The organism is Burkholderia territorii (assembly GCF_902833055.1).
Lineage (GTDB): Bacteria > Pseudomonadota > Gammaproteobacteria > Burkholderiales > Burkholderiaceae > Burkholderia > Burkholderia territorii.
This window is the reverse complement of the sequence record NZ_CADFEJ010000012.1, coordinates 169176-184754: the sequence shown is the minus strand read 5'-3', so window position 1 is coordinate 184754 and position 15579 is coordinate 169176. Positions and strand designations below refer to the sequence as shown.

Annotated in this window: 12 protein-coding genes and 1 pseudogene; 6 read left to right on the top strand and 7 right to left on the bottom strand. The window is 67.1% G+C overall.

The annotated features are described in order from the left end of the window. Positions 1 to 285: pseudogene (locus HW466_RS20815) on the top strand (amino acid permease); the annotation flags it as partial. A gap of 141 nt (positions 286 to 426) precedes the next feature. Here HW466_RS20815 and purU read toward each other — a convergent pair. Then, entirely contained in the window at positions 427 to 1314 is an 888-nt protein-coding gene (gene purU, locus HW466_RS20810; RefSeq protein WP_059451749.1) for a formyltetrahydrofolate deformylase, read from the bottom strand. Positions 1315 to 1572: 258 nt separating this feature from the next. Further along, positions 1573 to 2499, bottom strand: a complete 927-nt coding sequence (locus HW466_RS20805) for a choline sulfate utilization transcriptional regulator (RefSeq protein WP_081051594.1) — start codon at positions 2497 to 2499, stop codon at positions 1573 to 1575. 202 nt (positions 2500 to 2701) lie between these two features. On the opposite strand from HW466_RS20805, the gene betC reads away from it, so the two are divergent. From betC to HW466_RS20785, 4 genes are all read left to right on the top strand, one after another. After that, positions 2702 to 4237 carry a choline-sulfatase gene (betC, locus tag HW466_RS20800; protein ID WP_060360312.1) on the top strand — a complete coding sequence of 512 codons (1536 nt, stop codon included), beginning with the start codon at positions 2702 to 2704 and terminating at the stop codon, positions 4235 to 4237. Positions 4238 to 4282: 45 nt separating this feature from the next. After that, positions 4283 to 5251 (top strand): choline ABC transporter substrate-binding protein, encoded by a 969-nt coding sequence (choX, locus tag HW466_RS20795; RefSeq protein ID WP_059451746.1) that lies wholly within the window; start codon positions 4283 to 4285, stop codon positions 5249 to 5251. Positions 5252 to 5507: 256 nt separating this feature from the next. Further along, on the top strand, positions 5508 to 6647 hold the full coding sequence (locus tag HW466_RS20790; protein ID WP_059451745.1) for a porin: 1140 nt from the start codon (positions 5508 to 5510) through the stop codon (positions 6645 to 6647). 229 nt (positions 6648 to 6876) lie between these two features. Continuing rightward, the gene (locus HW466_RS20785) at positions 6877 to 8127 is read left to right on the top strand and encodes an MFS transporter (RefSeq protein ID WP_059447752.1); all 1251 of its coding nucleotides are present in this window, start codon (positions 6877 to 6879) and stop codon (positions 8125 to 8127) included. Between the two features lie 6 nt (positions 8128 to 8133). On the opposite strand, the gene HW466_RS20780 is transcribed toward HW466_RS20785, so the two are convergent. From HW466_RS20780 to HW466_RS20760, 5 genes are all read right to left on the bottom strand, one after another. Continuing rightward, entirely contained in the window at positions 8134 to 8496 is a 363-nt protein-coding gene (locus HW466_RS20780; protein WP_059504188.1) for a YbjQ family protein, read from the bottom strand. A gap of 105 nt (positions 8497 to 8601) precedes the next feature. Next, positions 8602 to 9855: a M20/M25/M40 family metallo-hydrolase gene (locus tag HW466_RS20775; protein WP_151003575.1), complete on the bottom strand. Its 1254-nt coding sequence runs from the start codon at positions 9853 to 9855 to the stop codon at positions 8602 to 8604. Between the two features lie 78 nt (positions 9856 to 9933). Then, the gene (locus HW466_RS20770) at positions 9934 to 11646 is read right to left on the bottom strand and encodes a M36 family metallopeptidase (RefSeq protein ID WP_151003577.1); all 1713 of its coding nucleotides are present in this window, start codon (positions 11644 to 11646) and stop codon (positions 9934 to 9936) included. 477 nt (positions 11647 to 12123) lie between these two features. Beyond that, on the bottom strand, positions 12124 to 13068 hold the full coding sequence (locus HW466_RS20765; RefSeq protein WP_059466832.1) for a GlxA family transcriptional regulator: 945 nt from the start codon (positions 13066 to 13068) through the stop codon (positions 12124 to 12126). A 142-nt stretch (positions 13069 to 13210) separates the two neighbouring features. After that, a complete protein-coding gene (locus HW466_RS20760) occupies positions 13211 to 14173 on the bottom strand; it encodes a helix-turn-helix domain-containing protein (RefSeq protein ID WP_059769054.1) in 963 nt (320 codons plus the stop codon). Positions 14174 to 14415: 242 nt separating this feature from the next. Between HW466_RS20760 and HW466_RS20755 the strand changes: the two genes are divergently transcribed. Beyond that, positions 14416 to 15573, top strand: coding sequence for an amine dehydrogenase large subunit (locus tag HW466_RS20755; RefSeq protein ID WP_151003579.1), 1158 nt, complete (start codon positions 14416 to 14418; stop codon positions 15571 to 15573). Positions 15574 to 15579 lie beyond the last annotated feature (6 nt).

The following is a 15579-nucleotide window of genomic DNA, read 5'->3' as shown; positions in this document are numbered from 1 at the left end:
GGTTCGATCTGCGGCTACGCGAATCTCGTCTATGTCGGCGCGGGCGCGAACCTGCAGGGCGAAGGCACGTTGCGCAACGGGCTGATCGCGATGCTGCTGATCGTGCCGGTGTTTCTCTATCGCCACTACTGGCAGGATCGCGGCCGTTTCCCCGCGCAGATGCAGCGCGACATGGAGCTCGAGGTGCCCAAGCGCGCGATGTGTCTGAACCTGATGCCGTATGCGGCGCTGGTCGGCGCGGCGCTCACGATCTGGCTGTCGTACTACTTCGCGTGGGTGAAGTAAGCGTCTGAGCGCGGTACGCGCGGCGACTCCGGACACCGCACCCGGAGCCGTCGCGCGACGTGCCGAACGCCACGCAATAAAAAACCCGACCGGCTGCTGCCGGTCGGGTTTTTTGTTGGCTGCATCGCCGTAGCGATGCGCTTACGGAAATACCACCGTCCGGTCGCCATTCAGGAACACGCGGCGCTCGATGAACGCCTTCACCGCGCGTGCGAGCGTGATGCATTCGACGTCGCGGCCGACTGCGAGCAGTTGCTCGGGCCGCAGTGCATGATCGACGCGCTCGACCACCTGCTCGATGATCGGACCTTCGTCGAGATCGTCGGTCACGAAATGCGCGGTCGCGCCGATCAGCTTCACGCCGCGCGCGTGCGCCTGGTGATACGGCTTCGCACCCTTGAAGCCGGGCAGGAACGAGTGATGGATGTTGATGGCACGGTTCGCGAGCTTCGCGCTGGTTTCCTGCGACAGCACCTGCATGTAGCGCGCGAGGATCACGAGTTCGGCGCCGCTCGATTCGAAGAAGTCGAGCCACTGCGCTTCCTGCTGCGCCTTGGTGTCGGCCGTGATCGGGAAATGGCGGAACGGCAGACCATGCTGCACGGCAAGCGGTTCGAAGTCCGGATGATTCGACACGATGCCGACGATGTCCATCTTCAGCTCGCCCATCCGCCAGCGGAACAGCAGGTCGGCGAGACAGTGCTCGAGCTTCGACACCATGATCAGCACCTTCGGGCGCGCGTTCACGTCGTGGATCGCCCATTGCGTGTCGCCCTCGCCGCCGCCGCCGAGCGCGGTTGCGATCGGCCCGAACTCCTGGCGTAACGCGTCGATCTGCAGCGTCTCATCCGTCGGATGAAACACGCAGCGCACGAAGAAGCGGTTGCTGAGATCGTCGTCGAACACGTTCAGCGCGTCGACGTAGCAGCGATGGCGCTCGAGAAAGCCGACGACGGCGGCGACCTGGCCGGCCGCGCTCGGGCACGACAGCGTCAGGACGAATTGATCGGGGCGTGAGTCGGCGGTCATGTGATTCCTCGGATGTCGTCGGGGGCGAATCCGCGCGGTGGCGCACCATGGCGTCACGTCGCGCGGGTAGCGGGAGACTCAAGTAAATCAGGACGTTTCGAGCGCGGATAGAACCAACCCGCCGTGTGGCTGGTATCGGCGCGTCAGTGCGGCCGGGCGGGGCGGGGCTTCGGGCCGGCCGGGCAGCGGGCGTCGGGCGATGTTGGCGCAGCGAGCCCCGCCGGCGTCAGGAAAGTATTCCCTTCAGCGGAGCGCCATTCATGCAGGCGCGCACGCATCCAGCAGCCAGCGCCGGAACACGTGGGTCGCATCCGGCTCGGGGCGCTGCGGCGGACGCACGAGGAAGTAGCCGCGCGACGTGACGACGGGGGCGTCGACGAGCTTCACCAACTGCCCGGACGCGACGAGCTCGTCGACGAGCGGCGACCAGCCGAGCGCGACGCCTTCGCCGAGCAGCGCGGCGTGGATCACGAGCGCATAGCTGTTGAAGGTCACGCCGCGCGCGGCGGCCGGTGCGTCGAGGCCATGCGCGTCGAACCAGCCGGCCCACGACAGCCAGCGCTCGGGGCGCGTCGGCTGCACGTGCAGCAGCGGCAGCGCATGCAGATGGTCGGGCCGCGCGACGTGCGGGTGCGCGGCGCGGAACGCGGGCGAGCAGACGGGCGTGACGGATTCCGGAAAGAGCCGCGCGGCCGTGCACGACGGCCAGTGACCGTCGCCGAACAGGATCGCGATGTCGGCGTGGTCGCGCTGCGCGTCGTAATCCTGTGACGTGACGACCCGCACGTCGACGTCCGGCATCACGCGCTTCAGGCCCGCGAGCCGCGGCATCAGCCAGTAGGTCGCGAAACCGAAATCCGTGACGATCGTGAGCGCGCCATGCTCGCGGCGCGCGCGCAGCGTCGCGGTGGCGCCGCGCAGCGTGTCGAGGCTCACCCGCACGGCTTCGTACAGGCACTGGCCGTCGCTCGTCAGCGTGACGCCGCGCGGACTGCGCTCGAACAGCGGCACGCCGAGTTCCGCCTCGAGCTGGAACACCTGCTGGCTCACGGCCGGCTGCGTCGAGCCGAGCTCGCGCGCGGCGGCCGTGAAGCTCTGGAGACGGGCGGCCGATTCGAACGCGCGCAGCGCCTGCATCGACGGTAACGGTTCGGATTTCGACATAAGTCTCTCTAATGGCCTCATAAGGGCCGGACGCCTTCCCGCGCGAATTCGGGCGGGGGATAGTGATTCGGACGACACGGCACCGTGCCCGTCCTTCCGCGATTCTAGCCAGTCGCGGCCGGTGCGCGCGGTACTTTCTTCACGCTGCGTCCGTCATGCTGGCCGCGCCGCTGCGCAAGCGTCGCGCAGTTCCGTTCGAACACCGATTTCCCCACGACCGCCGATGACGAACCCGACTCCCAACATCCTGATCCTGATGGCCGACCAGTTGACGCCGTTCGCATTGCCGGCCTACGGCAATCGCGTCGCCCGCACGCCGACGCTCGACCGGCTCGCGTCGCAAGGCGTCGTGTTCGATGCCGCGTATTGCGCGAGCCCGCTGTGCGCGCCGTCGCGTTTCTCGCTGCTGACCGGCAAGCTGCCGTCCGGTATCGGCGCCTACGATAACGCCGCGGAATTGCCGGCGCAAACGCTGACCTTCGCGCACTATCTGCGTGCGGGCGGCTACCGCACGATGCTGTCGGGCAAGATGCATTTCTGCGGACCGGACCAGCTGCACGGCTTCGAGGAGCGGCTGACGACCGACATCTATCCCGCCGACTTCGGCTGGGTGCCCGACTGGGATCGCCCGACCGAGCGGCCGAGCTGGTATCACAACATGAGCTCGGTGCTCGACGCCGGCCCGTGCGTGCGCACGAACCAGCTCGACTTCGACGACGAGGTCACGTTCGCGGCGAAGCAGAAGCTGTACGACGTCGCGCGCGAGCGTGCGGCCGGGCATGACGAGCGGCCGTTCTGCATGGTCGTGTCGCTGACGCATCCGCACGATCCGTACGCGATCACGCGCGAATACTGGGATCTGTACAGCGACGACGAAATCGACATGCCGGCCGTGCGGCTCGATGCGGCCGACAGCGATCCGCATTCGCAGCGGCTGCGCTTCGTCTGCGAAAACGACCGCACGCCGCCCACCGACGCGCAGATCCGTGCCGCGCGCCGCGCATACTATGGCGCGACGTCCTACGTCGACGCGCAATTCGGCAGCGTGCTGGCCGCGCTCGAGCAATGCGGGTTCGCCGACGACACGATCGTGATCGTCACGTCCGACCACGGCGACATGCTCGGCGAGCGCGGCCTCTGGTACAAGATGACGTTTTTCGAAGGCGGCTGCCGCGTGCCGTTGATCGTTCACGCGCCGGGCCGCTTCGATGCCGCGCGGGTGCGCGGGCCCGTGTCGCACGTCGACCTGCTGCCGACGCTGGTCGACCTGGCCGGCGTGGCGCCGGCCGGCGGCTGGCCGGACGCGGTCGACGGCGCGAGCCTCGTGCCGCATCTGCGGGGCGCACCGGCGCACGACGTCGCGCTGGGCGAATATCTCGCGGAAGGGGCGGTCGCGCCGGTCGTGATGATCCGCCGCGGCGACTGGAAGTACGTGCATTGCCCGGCCGATCCCGACCAGCTCTACAACCTCGCCGACGATCCGCGCGAGCGTACGAACCTGGCCGGCCTGCCCGAAGCCGCCGACGTGCTCGCCGCATTCCGCACGGAGGCCGCGCGGCGCTGGAACCTGACGGAACTCGACGCCCAGGTGCGCGCGAGCCAGCGGCGGCGCCGGTTCCACTACGCGGCGACGACGCAGGGGCGCATCCAGGCATGGGACTGGCAGCCGTTTGCCGATGCGAGCCAGCGTTACATGCGCAATCACATCGAACTCGACACACTCGAAGCGATGGCGCGCTTTCCGCGCGTCGGGCGCTGAACGGTCCGCATCGCGATCATTGACGAACGACGGAGGAAGCGAATCATGAAACGGCAATGCAATGCAGCAATCCGGAGGCTCGGCGCGGCACTCGCCGCGACCGCGTGCGTGGTGGCGATGCAGTCCGCGCACGCCGCCGATCCGCAGACGTGTCGCGACGTGAAGATGGCGGCGCCCGGCTGGACCGACATCGATGCGACCAACGCGATGGCCGGCGTCGTGCTGAAGGCGCTCGGCTACCGGCAGGACGTCGCGAACCTGTCGGTGCCGATCACGTACCAGGGCTTGAAGAAAGGGCAGGTCGACGTATTCCTCGGCAACTGGATGCCCGCGCAGGCGCCGCTCGTGAAGCCGTTCGTCGACGAGAAATCCATCGACGTGCTGCACGCGAACCTCAGCGGCGCGAAGTTCACGCTGGCCGTGCCCGACTACGTCGCAGCGGCCGGCGTGCACACGTTCGCCGATCTCGCACGCTACGCGGACCGCTTCGGCGGCAAGATCTACGGGATCGAGCCCGGCGCGCCCGCGAACCAGAACATCAAGCGGATGCTGTCCGAACACGCGCTCGGGTCCGCGAACTGGTCGCTCGTCGAATCGAGCGAGACGGGGATGCTCACGCAGGTCGAGCGCGCGGTGCGGGACAAGCGCTGGATCGTCTTTCTCGCGTGGGAGCCGCACCTGATGAACACGAAGTTCCACCTGACCTACCTGTCGGGCGGCGACGCATATTTCGGCCCGAACTATGGCGGCGCGACCGTCAACACGGTCACGCGCGCCGGCTTTGCCGGCCAGTGCGCGAATCTGGCGCGGTTGTTCCGGCAGATGACGTTCTCCGTGGACGTCGAGAACCGGATGATCGCCGACATGCTCGACAACAAGACGTCGCCCGCGCTCGCCGCGCAGCACGTGCTGAAGGCCGAGCCCGCGCTCGTCGAGGGCTGGCTGGACGGTGTCACGACCGCGTCCGGCACGCCGGCCCTGCCGGCCGTTCGCGCCGCGCTCGAGGCCCGCTGACCCGCCTCCGGGCGGCCGGTTTTTGCCGTGCCGCCCGTCTCCGTGTTTTCCCGACCCGTCGCATCAAGACCATTTGGTGTCGCCTTCAGACGGGTGACCCGAAATATGGGTTTGTATTTTTCGCCAATGGCTGCGTTATTGCGGAAAACGAAATGCCGAAGCCATCGGACGTACCGAATTCGAATCAGCCGGCGTATTGCTGCGCGCGCCAGGCCACGGTTCTTTCCATCGAAGGGTTCAGGGAGGGTGGTCGACAATGAAGCAAAAGAAAGTTGCCGTTGCCGCCGCGCTGGCATGCGCGGCCTGTATTCCCGCCATCGGCCATGCGCAGAGCAGCGTGACGCTGTACGGGATTCTCGACGCGGGCATTACGTACGTGAACAACACGGGCGGTTCGCACGTCGTCAAGTTCGATGACGGCGTCGCCTACGGGAACCGCTTCGGCCTGAAAGGCACGGAAGATCTCGGCGGCGGCCTGAAGGCCGTGTTCGCGCTCGAGAGCGGCTTCCACCTCGGTAACGGGCAGCTCGGCTTCGGCGGGTCCGAGTTCGGGCGGCAGGCTTATGTCGGTCTCCAGAACGACTGGGGCACGCTGTCGTTCGGCAACCAGCTGGACATCACCAACGAGCTCGTGTCGATCTACAACATCTCGGCATGGGGCAGCGGCTACGCGATCCACCAGGGCGACTTCGACCGCTTCAACGGCGACCGCCTGCCGAACTCGGTCAAGTTCCTGTCGAACGACCTGAGCGGCTTCAAGTTCGGTGCGATGTACTCGTTCGGCAACGTTGCCGGCAACTTCCATCGCAACAGCGCATGGAGTGCGGGCGCAAGCTACACGAAAGGCGACTTCTCGATCGGCGCCGCCTACACGCGCCTGAACAACCCGAACGGCATCTATGCGTTCGATCCGTACGCGATGATCGGCACGCATACGTTCCTCGGCCAGCAGACCGTGACCGTCGATCCGGCGACCGGCGCGCGCACCGACCTGTTCGCGAACACCGCGATGGACGTCGACAGCCAGGGCACGTTCGGCATCGGCACGAGCTACACGATCGGCAAGCTGTCGCTCGACGCGAACTTCTCGTACACGACGATCAAGGGTTTCGGCCAGTCGTCGCACATGCAGGTGTACGAAGGCGGCGGCATGTACCAGTTCACGCCGGCACTGAGCTTCATCGCGGGCTACCAGCACACGCGTTTCGAAGGCCACCACTGGAACCAGGGCACGGCCGGCCTGCACTACCTGCTGTCGAAGCGCACCGACGTGTACATCTCCGGCGATTACCTGCGTGCTTCGCAAGGTGTCGATGCGGTGATCGGCTACAGCTTCACGCCGTCGACGACGCAGACGCAGGCCGACGTGCGGATCGGGATGCGGCATTCGTTCTGAGCGGAGCGGGTAGTTCTTTCGACGTCTTCAGCGAGGTCTCTCTTTGGCGCGAACCGCGGTTCGCGCTTTTTTTTTGTGCGTCGGCCGGATGCGATTCGGTATCGCACCGGGCGACATGTGCGGGCCGCGTGCGCGCGACAGGCATCGGGCAGGGGCGGGGCGGTTGAAGCTATCATCGCGGTTTGGCCGCATCGTGCGGCGCCGGCCTTTCTCCGATGACATCCCTTCGATGACCGCTCCGTTACCCGAATCCCGTTCGCCGTCGCCGTTACCCGCCAACCTGTTTCGCCACGCACCGTTCCAGCGCTTCTGGGGCACGCGCGTGATGTCGTCGCTCGCATTCCAGATCCTGTCGGTCGCGATCGGCTGGTACGTCTATGCGCTCACGCACAGCGCGTTCGCGCTCGGTCTCGTCGGGCTCGCGCAGTTCGTGCCGATGTTCGCGCTGACGCTCGTCGTCGGGCAGGTGGCCGACCGCTACGATCGACGCCGCATCGCGACGATCTGCCAGGGCGTCGAGGCGCTGGCCGCCGGCGTGTTCCTGCTCGGCGCCGCGAAAGGATGGCTCACCGCACCGGGCGTGTATGCGCTTGCGGCGATCGTCGGCACCGCGCGCGCGTTCGAATCGCCGTCGGTGTCGTCGCTGCTGCCGGCCGTCGTGCCGCGCGGCGACCTGCCGCGTGCGACGGCGCTGTCGACGTCCGCGAACCAGGCCGCGCAGATTCTCGGGCCTGCGTTCGGCGGCCTGCTGTATGGCATCGGCGCGCCCGCCGCGTTCGGCACGAGCGTCGTCGCATTCGCGATCGCGGCGGTGCTGAGCGGCACGATTCCGCTGCGCAGCGCGCCGCCCGCGCGGGAGCCGGTCACGCTGCGATCGGTGTTTTCCGGCATCGCGTTCATCCGGCGCGAACCGGCGATCCTCGGTGCGCTGTCGCTCGACCTGTTCGCGGTGCTGTTCGGCGGCGCGACCGCGCTGCTGCCGATCTACGCACGCGACATCCTGCAGGTCGGGCCGTGGGGGCTCGGCGCATTGCGCGCGGCGCCCGCGGTCGGCGCACTCGCCGGCACGCTATGGCTCACGCGTTTTCCGTTGAAGGGCCGGCCGGGCCGCGCGATGTTCGGCGGCGTTATCGCGTTCGGTATCGCAACGATCGTGTTCGGGCTGTCGCGGCATTTCGCGGTGTCGCTCGTCGCGCTGGCGGCATTGGGGGCGTCGGACGTCGTGAGCGTCGTCGTGCGCCTGTCGCTCGTGCAATTGCGTACGCCCGACGACATGCTCGGCCGCGTGAGCGCGGTCAACTCGCTGTTCATCGGCACGTCGAACCAGCTCGGCGAATTCGAATCGGGCGTGACGGCCGCGTGGTGGGGCGCGCCGGCCGCGATCGTCGTCGGCGGCGCGGCGACGATCGCCGTCGCGCTGACGTGGATGAAACTGTTTCCTCAGCTCACCAACATGCGGTCGCTCGAGCGCGACGCATGACGCGCGTCAGGCATCCGGCGTCACGCGCACGGCCGTGCCGTAGCAGATGACTTCCGTCACGCCCGACCCGATCTCGGTCGAGTCGTAGCGCATGGCGACGATCGCGTTCGCGCCGAGCTTGCGCGCGTCGGCGAGCATCTTGTCGAAGGCCTGCTCGCGCGCCTTCTCGCACAGCGACGTATAAAGCGTGATGTTGCCGCCGAAGATGGTCTGCAGCGCCGCGCCGAACGAGCCGACGATCGAGCGCGAACGCACGATGATGCCCTGCGCGACGCCGAGCGAACGGACGGTCGTGTGGCCGGGCAGGTCGAACGCGGTCGTGACGCGTTCGGGCGAAAGATCGTCGGTGAAGCGGGAGAGGTCGGTCATGGCGGTGCGCCGTCGCGCGGAAGTGATCGAACGACGATTCTATCCGGAACGGGAAACGTGCTTCGACCGGGCGCGCATGATGCGCGCGCGCCCGGTGCGGCCCGGTCAGCGCTTGACGGTCGCGCTGCCGTCGCCGCCGAGATCGACTGCATACGCGAGCGCCAGCTTGCCGAACTTCAGCGCGTGGTTCGCCTGCCGGTCCGAATTCTCCAGCGTGTCGTTCACGGTATGGATATACGGACTGTCGTTCTGATCGGCCTCGAACGGGAACGAAGCCGGGTAGCCCTGCGCATTCCACGACGCGTGGTCCGAACACGCATACCCGCACTGCGACGTGCCGATCGCGAGTTCCGGCAGGTAGGTCTTCGCCAGGTTCGTGAGGTAGGTGTTCTGCGCGGCGTTGGTGTAGTCGGTGATCAGGTAGATGTCCTTCGGATCGCCCTTGTAGTTCGTCATGTCCAGTTGCAGCACGCCGACCACGTTCGCATTTTGCGTGCGGAACTGCTTCGCGATCGCCTTCGATCCGAGCAGCCCGGCTTCCTCGGCCGCGTACCCGACGAACTTGATCGTCCGCTTCGGACGGTAGCCGTTCGCGAGCAGCACGCGCAGCGCTTCGGTCAGGCTGGCGATGCCGGACGCATCGTCGTCGGCGCCGGGCGAGCGTGTGTTCTCCGTCGTGCGGCCGACCGTCGAATCGAGGTGCCCGCCCAGCACGACCGTGCCGGCGGCCGGATCGCTGCCGCGGATCGTCAGGATCACCGATTTCTGCGGAAAGCCCGTATGCGCGAACTGCTCGACGGCGATGTCGCTGCGCGAGCCGGCCAGCTGCTTCCACTGCAGCGCGAGCCAGTCCGAGGCGGCGACGCCGTGCGACGTCGTGTAGTAGCGATTCGTGAACCCCGACAACGACGTGATCGTGCCGGCGATGTTGCTGGCCTGCAGTTGCTGGATCCAGGTCTTGATCTGCGGTGCGTTCGACACCGCGTAGGCGGTCGCGGCGGCCTGTTTCGCGAGCGTCGCGGGTGCCGGCTGCAATGCCCGGCGCGCGTCGTCGAACGAGTCGTGCACGATGTAGCCGGGCCCGTGGCCGCGCGCATGGTGTACCGCATGGGCGAGCTCGCCGAGCCGCGCATCGTCGATCTCGACGACGTGCACGGTTTCGCGGCGCGTGGTGCCGTCGGCGGCTTTGCCGGCGTCCACCGTCGTGCTGTACTGCGCGGTCGCGCTCGCATCGATGCGTTGAAGCTGGCGGAAAGCGGTGTCGCCGAGCGTGATCCACACCGGCGTCGCGTGCGCGGCGGCGGTTAGCAGCATGCCGCCCAGCGCGGCGCTCAGGCGGGTCAATGTCAGAGTAGGCATGTTCGATCTCGTGAGGATGGCGATGTCGAGGAAGAGGGTGCGCCGCAGGTCGTGCGACGCCCCCCGCCTGCTGCGGAATTACGACTTCTGCGGCACGGTCACGCCGTACGTGCAGCTCTTGTTGTACGCATTGCCGATCGCCGCGAGCTGTGCGCTGCTGTAGCCGAGCGCGGCGGCGGCCGTCAGCACCGCTTGCGCGGCGGCCTTCTGGTTCGTCGAGCTGTTGGTCATCGACAGCCCCTTCAGGAACGCCTTGTCCATCGCCTGCGCGCCGATCGCGTCGCGCGCGACGAGGTTGCACGATGCCCAGTACTGGCCGGCCGTGTGGATCTCGGCGCCGCGTGCCTGCGCGTAAGTGCGCCCGACGTTCCAGTTGGTCACGCGGCCGCCCCAGTATTCGTTGTGGCCGTCCCAGTTGTAGACCCAGTGATACTGCGCGTCGGACGGGCTCCACTGGTTGAAGTCGCGGCTGTACGCGGCGGCGAGATAGTCGCCGGTGCCTTCCGACAGGCCTTCCTGCTGCGACAGGCCGCCATTGGTCACCCAGTCGTGGATGCCGTGCCCGAGCTCGTGGATCACGACGTCCGCATCTTCCGCATCGTCGACACCGCCCTGCCCGAAGGTGAGCCGGCCGCTGCTCGACGAGTACGACGAGTTGTCGTCGCCCGATTCGCCGTGCGGGTCGTACTGCACACCGCCCGTGTACTGGTACGGCATCGCCTTGATACCGAGCGTCTGGTTCACGTAACGCAGGAACGTGTCGATGTGGTAGTACGCGTTCACCGCCTCGAAGTAAAGGTTGCCGCGCGTGAACTCGAATGCGGGCGTCGCCTGTGCCGGGCACGCATTGTCGCGCGGCGCGTCGAAATCGATGCACGATGCATACGGGCCGGACAGCACGTAGCGTGAATTCGACTGCGCGAGATCCTTCAGCGTCACGCGTACGCGGGAGGCCGTGAGCTGCGTGGAGTCCGCGTCGTTGTTGTCCTTGTAGCCCGTGCTGCCGTAGCTGCTCTTCGTCGACGAAAGCGGATCCGGCCGGAACACGAAGCCGGTGCCGTCGGTCGCGTAGAACGCCTTGTCCTCGGCGCGCAGCACTTCGCCGCTGCCCGCGTCGATCAATAGTTCCCAATCACCTTTCGGGCCGTCCTGCGGACGGCCGCGCACCTTCCATGCGGTATGCGTGCCGGCCTTGTCGACGAACGCGACAAGTTGCGCGTCGAGGTTCGTGAAGCCGCCGACGCCGAGATACGCGCGTGCGCGATCGAGCGCCTGCTGCTGGTCGACGGCCTGCGCCTTGCGCGCGGTGGCGACCACGCCGTTGATCGTGTTGCTCGCGACGTACAGGATGCGGCCGTCCTTCGCGACGGTCACCGCGATGTCGCTACCGTACACGGGCAGCCCGGCCGCCTGCTGCTGGAAGCGCACGACGGTGAAATCGGCGTCGTTTCGCTCCGACGTCACCGCGAGGCTCGCGAGTGCAGCCGCGTCGAGCCCGAGCCGGGTCGCCTGCGACGCGACGAAATCGCGCGCGGTAGCGGCGGGCGTGGCGGCCGCCTTCTTCGCGCGATATGCGGGGTTGTACAGCGTGACGGCGACGCCGTCCGCGCGGAACTGGCCGGCGGCCGTATCGGCCTTGGCCGCGGCCGGTGCGACGCCGCGCGTCAGGCTTTCGCGCAGGCTCGCCGCCTGCGGGTTCGCGACCTTGGTATCGGCCGCGCTGCCGCCGACGATGCCGAAACCGAGCGCGAGACCCAGGGCGAGCGGCAATGCTTTGCGTGATGTCTGCATACGTGATCCTCATCTCAACGGTTGGACACGCCCGCGCGCTCGTGGCGAGCAGGCACGACACGGCCCGCGCGCCGGCTCGATGGAACCGGTGCGGCAAAGCGGTGCAGGGAGAGTCGACTGACTAAGGACGACTAAGCGTCAGGTCGAACAGAATTGGAGCGAAACGGCGGCGGGGAAGCGAACGGCAGGCAGGTGCGGCGACGGCGAAGCGAGCATCGTCATGTCATACCCCTCGGATCGGCATTGATTGGTTCGGCAGCCTGCGTGGCGCGACTTGCGTCGGGCACGGGCTCTCATCTCCTTAGGGCTGCCTATCTAATTGCGAGGTATGTTACAGAATATTTTCGCCGACATTGCAATTTATTTTCGAAGGCCGCTTCGGTCCTTCGATCAATCGGCGGCATTGTTCAGCGAATGGCGGGAAACGCTGTCGCGGCACGCAATAGCGCGCCGGATTGTACGTAAAAGCGGCGTTGCTCAGCGCGTCGCGCGACGGTCGCTGCGCGGGCTCACGCCGAAGCGCGAGCGGTACGTGCGCGAGAAATGCGATGGCGATTCGAAGCCGCATGCGACGCACACCGACGTGATGCTCATGTCGGTCTGCTGCAGCAGCTCGCGGGCGCGATCGAGGCGCAGGTTCAGGTAGAAACGTGTCGGCGTGTCGTTCAGCGTTGCGCTGAACAGCCGTTCGAGCTGGCGCCGCGTGATCGACACGTCCTGCGCGAGCGCGTCCGAGCCGAGCGGGCTCTCCATGTGCCGCTGCATCGTGTCGATCACCTGGATCAGCTTGCGGTTGTGCACGCCGTAGCGCGCGGCGATCTCGAGCCGCTGGCTGTCGGAGCGTTGCCGGATGCGGCTGACGACGAACTGCTCGGAGATCGCCGCCGCAAGATCGGCGCCGTGCCGCCTGCCGATCAGGTCGAGCATCATGTCGATCGACGCGGTGCCGCCCGCACAGGTGATGCGCCGGTCGTCGATCTCGAACAGTTCCTGCGTCGCGTTCAGTCCCGGGTAGCGTTCGCGGAACGCGGCGAGCGCTTCCCAGTGCAGCGTGAGCGTTTGCGATGCATCGAACAGCCCGGCTTCCGCGAGCACGAAGCTGCCGGTGTCGATGCCGCCGAGCGTCGCGCCATGCCGGTTCTGGCGGCGCAGCCAGTCGCCGAGCGCGCGGTCGTAGCACACGAGCGGATCGAAGCCGGCGACGACGAACACCGTCTCGACCCGCGCGACGTCCGCGTACGCGGCCTCGGCGGCCACCGGGATGCCGTTGCTCGCGGCGACGGGCGCGCCGTCCGCGCTGATCACGTGCCAGCGGTACAGCTCGGTGCGAAAGCGGTTCGCGACGCGCAGCGGTTCGACCGCCGACATGAAGCCGAGCGCGGAGAAGCCGGGCAGCAACAGGAAGTGGAAATCCTCTGGCATCGGGGCGTATGGTGGAATCGGTTGGGGCATCACGTCGGGGCGAGACGCGACGTTGCGCGGCGGGCATGCGGGCACGCGCGCCGCGCCCGGCTCGCGCGAGCCGGCATGTTCGACGCATGATTATCGCGGGTTTTGCGGGCACTCAGCGCATTTTTACGCCGCGCACCGTCCGGCGCGCCGTTGTCGAAGGCAGCTCGCCGAACTGCGCCTTGTACGCGTTCGCGAAATGCCCGAGGTGGATGAAGCCCCAGCGCGCGGCGGCTTCGCTGATCGGCAGGTCGGACTGCCGCGTGTCGAGCAGCAGGCGTCGCACCTGAGCGAGGCGCAGCGAGCGCGTGTAGTTCAGCGGACCGGTCTGCACGATCGACTGGAAGCTGTTCTGCATCGTGCGCCGGCTCACGCGCAGCTGAGTGCACAGGCTCAGGATGTCGACGGGCGCCTCCGGGTGCCCGATCACGTAGTCGTGCACGCGGCGCACGATGTCGGCATGGCACGCATGCGTCAGACGATTCGACGGTTCGGGCATCCGATACGTGAGCAGATCGACGAGCACGTTCGCGACCTCGCCGCGCAGCTGGGACTGCGCGCGCGCCGTGTCGAATGCGTCGGGTGCCGACAGCATGCGTTCGAGCAGCGTCGCGAGCTGCACGCTCGCGCGTTCGCGCGCGGCGACCGGCACATCGGCGACGCCGCGCCGCAGCGCGCGCTCGTCGAGCCGGACATCGGCGGCATCCTCGATCTGCTGCATCAGCTCGGAATCGATCACCACGCCGATCAGCGACATGTCGTCGGGCGAATGGAGTTCGAAAGGCGAGCCGCCGCGCGCCAACACGATCGTGCCGAGCTCGATGCGTGCATCGCCGAATGCGAAGGTACCCGAGCCGGTGAGCGGCATGCCGAATACCGTATGGCCGGACGGCAGGCGCCCGCGCTGGATGATGCGCACGTTCGCCGCTTCCTGAAACAGTTGCACGCCGGCGAATTCCGCGTGCTTGATCGCGCTGCGATACGAGCCGGAACCGATCTGGTCGTAGCGCTGATCCCAACCGCGCAGTGCCTCGGCATGCCGGTCCGCGTCGTCGAACATCTGGTGAAACACGAGCATGGCGCCTCCGGCGATCGTTCGGACCGCGCAAGATTAAACCGACCGCACGGTCGGCGCAATACGGATGAGCGCCATTCCGCTCGGGGGTTTTCCGAGGGTCGAAAGATGTCGACGTGTGACGCCTTTCAGACGGTTTTCCAATATCCCGAATCGGCACGCACGCGTTGCCGGTCCGGGTGCTGAACGGATTTATTGTCGAACTACAGTCGCCTCACATTACGTGAATCCCAAATGGAGGCGACATGAGAACAAGGCGACGCACCGCGGCCGTCGCGGTGACGCTGGCGCTCGCGGCGGCGCGGATAGTGAGCGCATACGCGACGGAAAAAACCGAGGAACTCGTCGTGCAGAAGATGCCGCCGTGGCATCCGCACCAGGTGTACGTCGTCGATATCGCGATGCCGACGATGACCGACGGGCGCATCTTCGTGTACGACGCCGACGCGAAGAAGCTGCTCGGCCAGATCGACGGCGGCTTCGCGCCCGGTCTGGCGATCTCGCCCGACCACAAGACCAGCTTCATCGCAACGACCTATTTCTCGCGCGGCTCGCACGGCACGCGCACCGACGTCGTCGAGATGACCGACAACACGACGCTCGATCACGCGGGCGAGATCGTGATTCCGGCGAAGCACGGGCAGCACGTGCCGTCGCCGTACAACACCGCATTCAGCGCGGACGGCAAGCGGCTGTACGTCGCGAACATCACGCCGGCCGCGTCGGTGACCGTGATCGACGCCGTATCGAAGAAGGTGCTGTCGGAAATCGACACCGCGGCGTGCGTGCTCGCGTATCCGTCGGGCAACGACCGCTTTACCGCGCTGTGCGAAAGCGGCAAGGCGCTCACCGTCACGCTCGATGCGAACGGCACGGAGGTGAAGCGCACGATGTCCGACGCATTCATCGACGTCGACAACGATCCGGCCTTCGTCAACGCATCGCGCTACCGGGGCGCCTATCTGTTCACGACGTACCACGGCAACGTGCGCAGCGCCGATTTCAGCGGCGACAAGCCGGCGTTCGGCAAGTCGTGGTCGTTGCTGACCGATGCCGAGCGCGCCGAAGGCTGGCGCCCGGGCGGCATGCAGCAAACGGCCGTGCAGGCGACGCACAACCGCTACTACGTGCTGATGCACAAGGGCGGCGACGGCACGCACAAGGATCCGGGCACGCAGGTGTGGGTGTACGACCTGAAATCGAAACGGCGTGTCGCGCGCTGGGATCTCGCGCAACTGAAGGTCGATCCGCTCGTGTCGATCCAGGTCAGCGAGGATGACAAGCCGTTGTTCTACGGGCTGACGGGCACGTCCGATCTCGTCGTGATGGACGCGAACACCGGCAAGCCGCAACACGTCGAGAAGCAGATCGGCAGTACGCCGACGCTGCTCGTGAACCCGTGAGGCCGC

Excerpts from the sequence above, each read along its gene's own strand:
- purU (WP_059451749.1), bottom strand. The coding sequence starts at position 1,314 with ATGACCGCCGACTCACGCCCCGATCAATTCGTCCTGACGCTGTCGTGC.
- HW466_RS20805 (WP_081051594.1), bottom strand. The coding sequence starts at position 2,499 with ATGAGGCCATTAGAGAGACTTATGTCGAAATCCGAACCGTTACCGTCG.
- betC (WP_060360312.1), top strand. The coding sequence starts at position 2,702 with ATGACGAACCCGACTCCCAACATCCTGATCCTGATGGCCGACCAGTTG.
- choX (WP_059451746.1), top strand. The coding sequence starts at position 4,283 with ATGAAACGGCAATGCAATGCAGCAATCCGGAGGCTCGGCGCGGCACTC.
- HW466_RS20790 (WP_059451745.1), top strand. The coding sequence starts at position 5,508 with ATGAAGCAAAAGAAAGTTGCCGTTGCCGCCGCGCTGGCATGCGCGGCC.
- HW466_RS20785 (WP_059447752.1), top strand. The coding sequence starts at position 6,877 with ATGACCGCTCCGTTACCCGAATCCCGTTCGCCGTCGCCGTTACCCGCC.
- HW466_RS20780 (WP_059504188.1), bottom strand. The coding sequence starts at position 8,496 with ATGACCGACCTCTCCCGCTTCACCGACGATCTTTCGCCCGAACGCGTC.
- HW466_RS20775 (WP_151003575.1), bottom strand. The coding sequence starts at position 9,855 with ATGCCTACTCTGACATTGACCCGCCTGAGCGCCGCGCTGGGCGGCATG.
- HW466_RS20770 (WP_151003577.1), bottom strand. The coding sequence starts at position 11,646 with ATGCAGACATCACGCAAAGCATTGCCGCTCGCCCTGGGTCTCGCGCTC.
- HW466_RS20765 (WP_059466832.1), bottom strand. The coding sequence starts at position 13,068 with ATGCCAGAGGATTTCCACTTCCTGTTGCTGCCCGGCTTCTCCGCGCTC.
- HW466_RS20760 (WP_059769054.1), bottom strand. The coding sequence starts at position 14,173 with ATGCTCGTGTTTCACCAGATGTTCGACGACGCGGACCGGCATGCCGAG.
- HW466_RS20755 (WP_151003579.1), top strand. The coding sequence starts at position 14,416 with ATGAGAACAAGGCGACGCACCGCGGCCGTCGCGGTGACGCTGGCGCTC.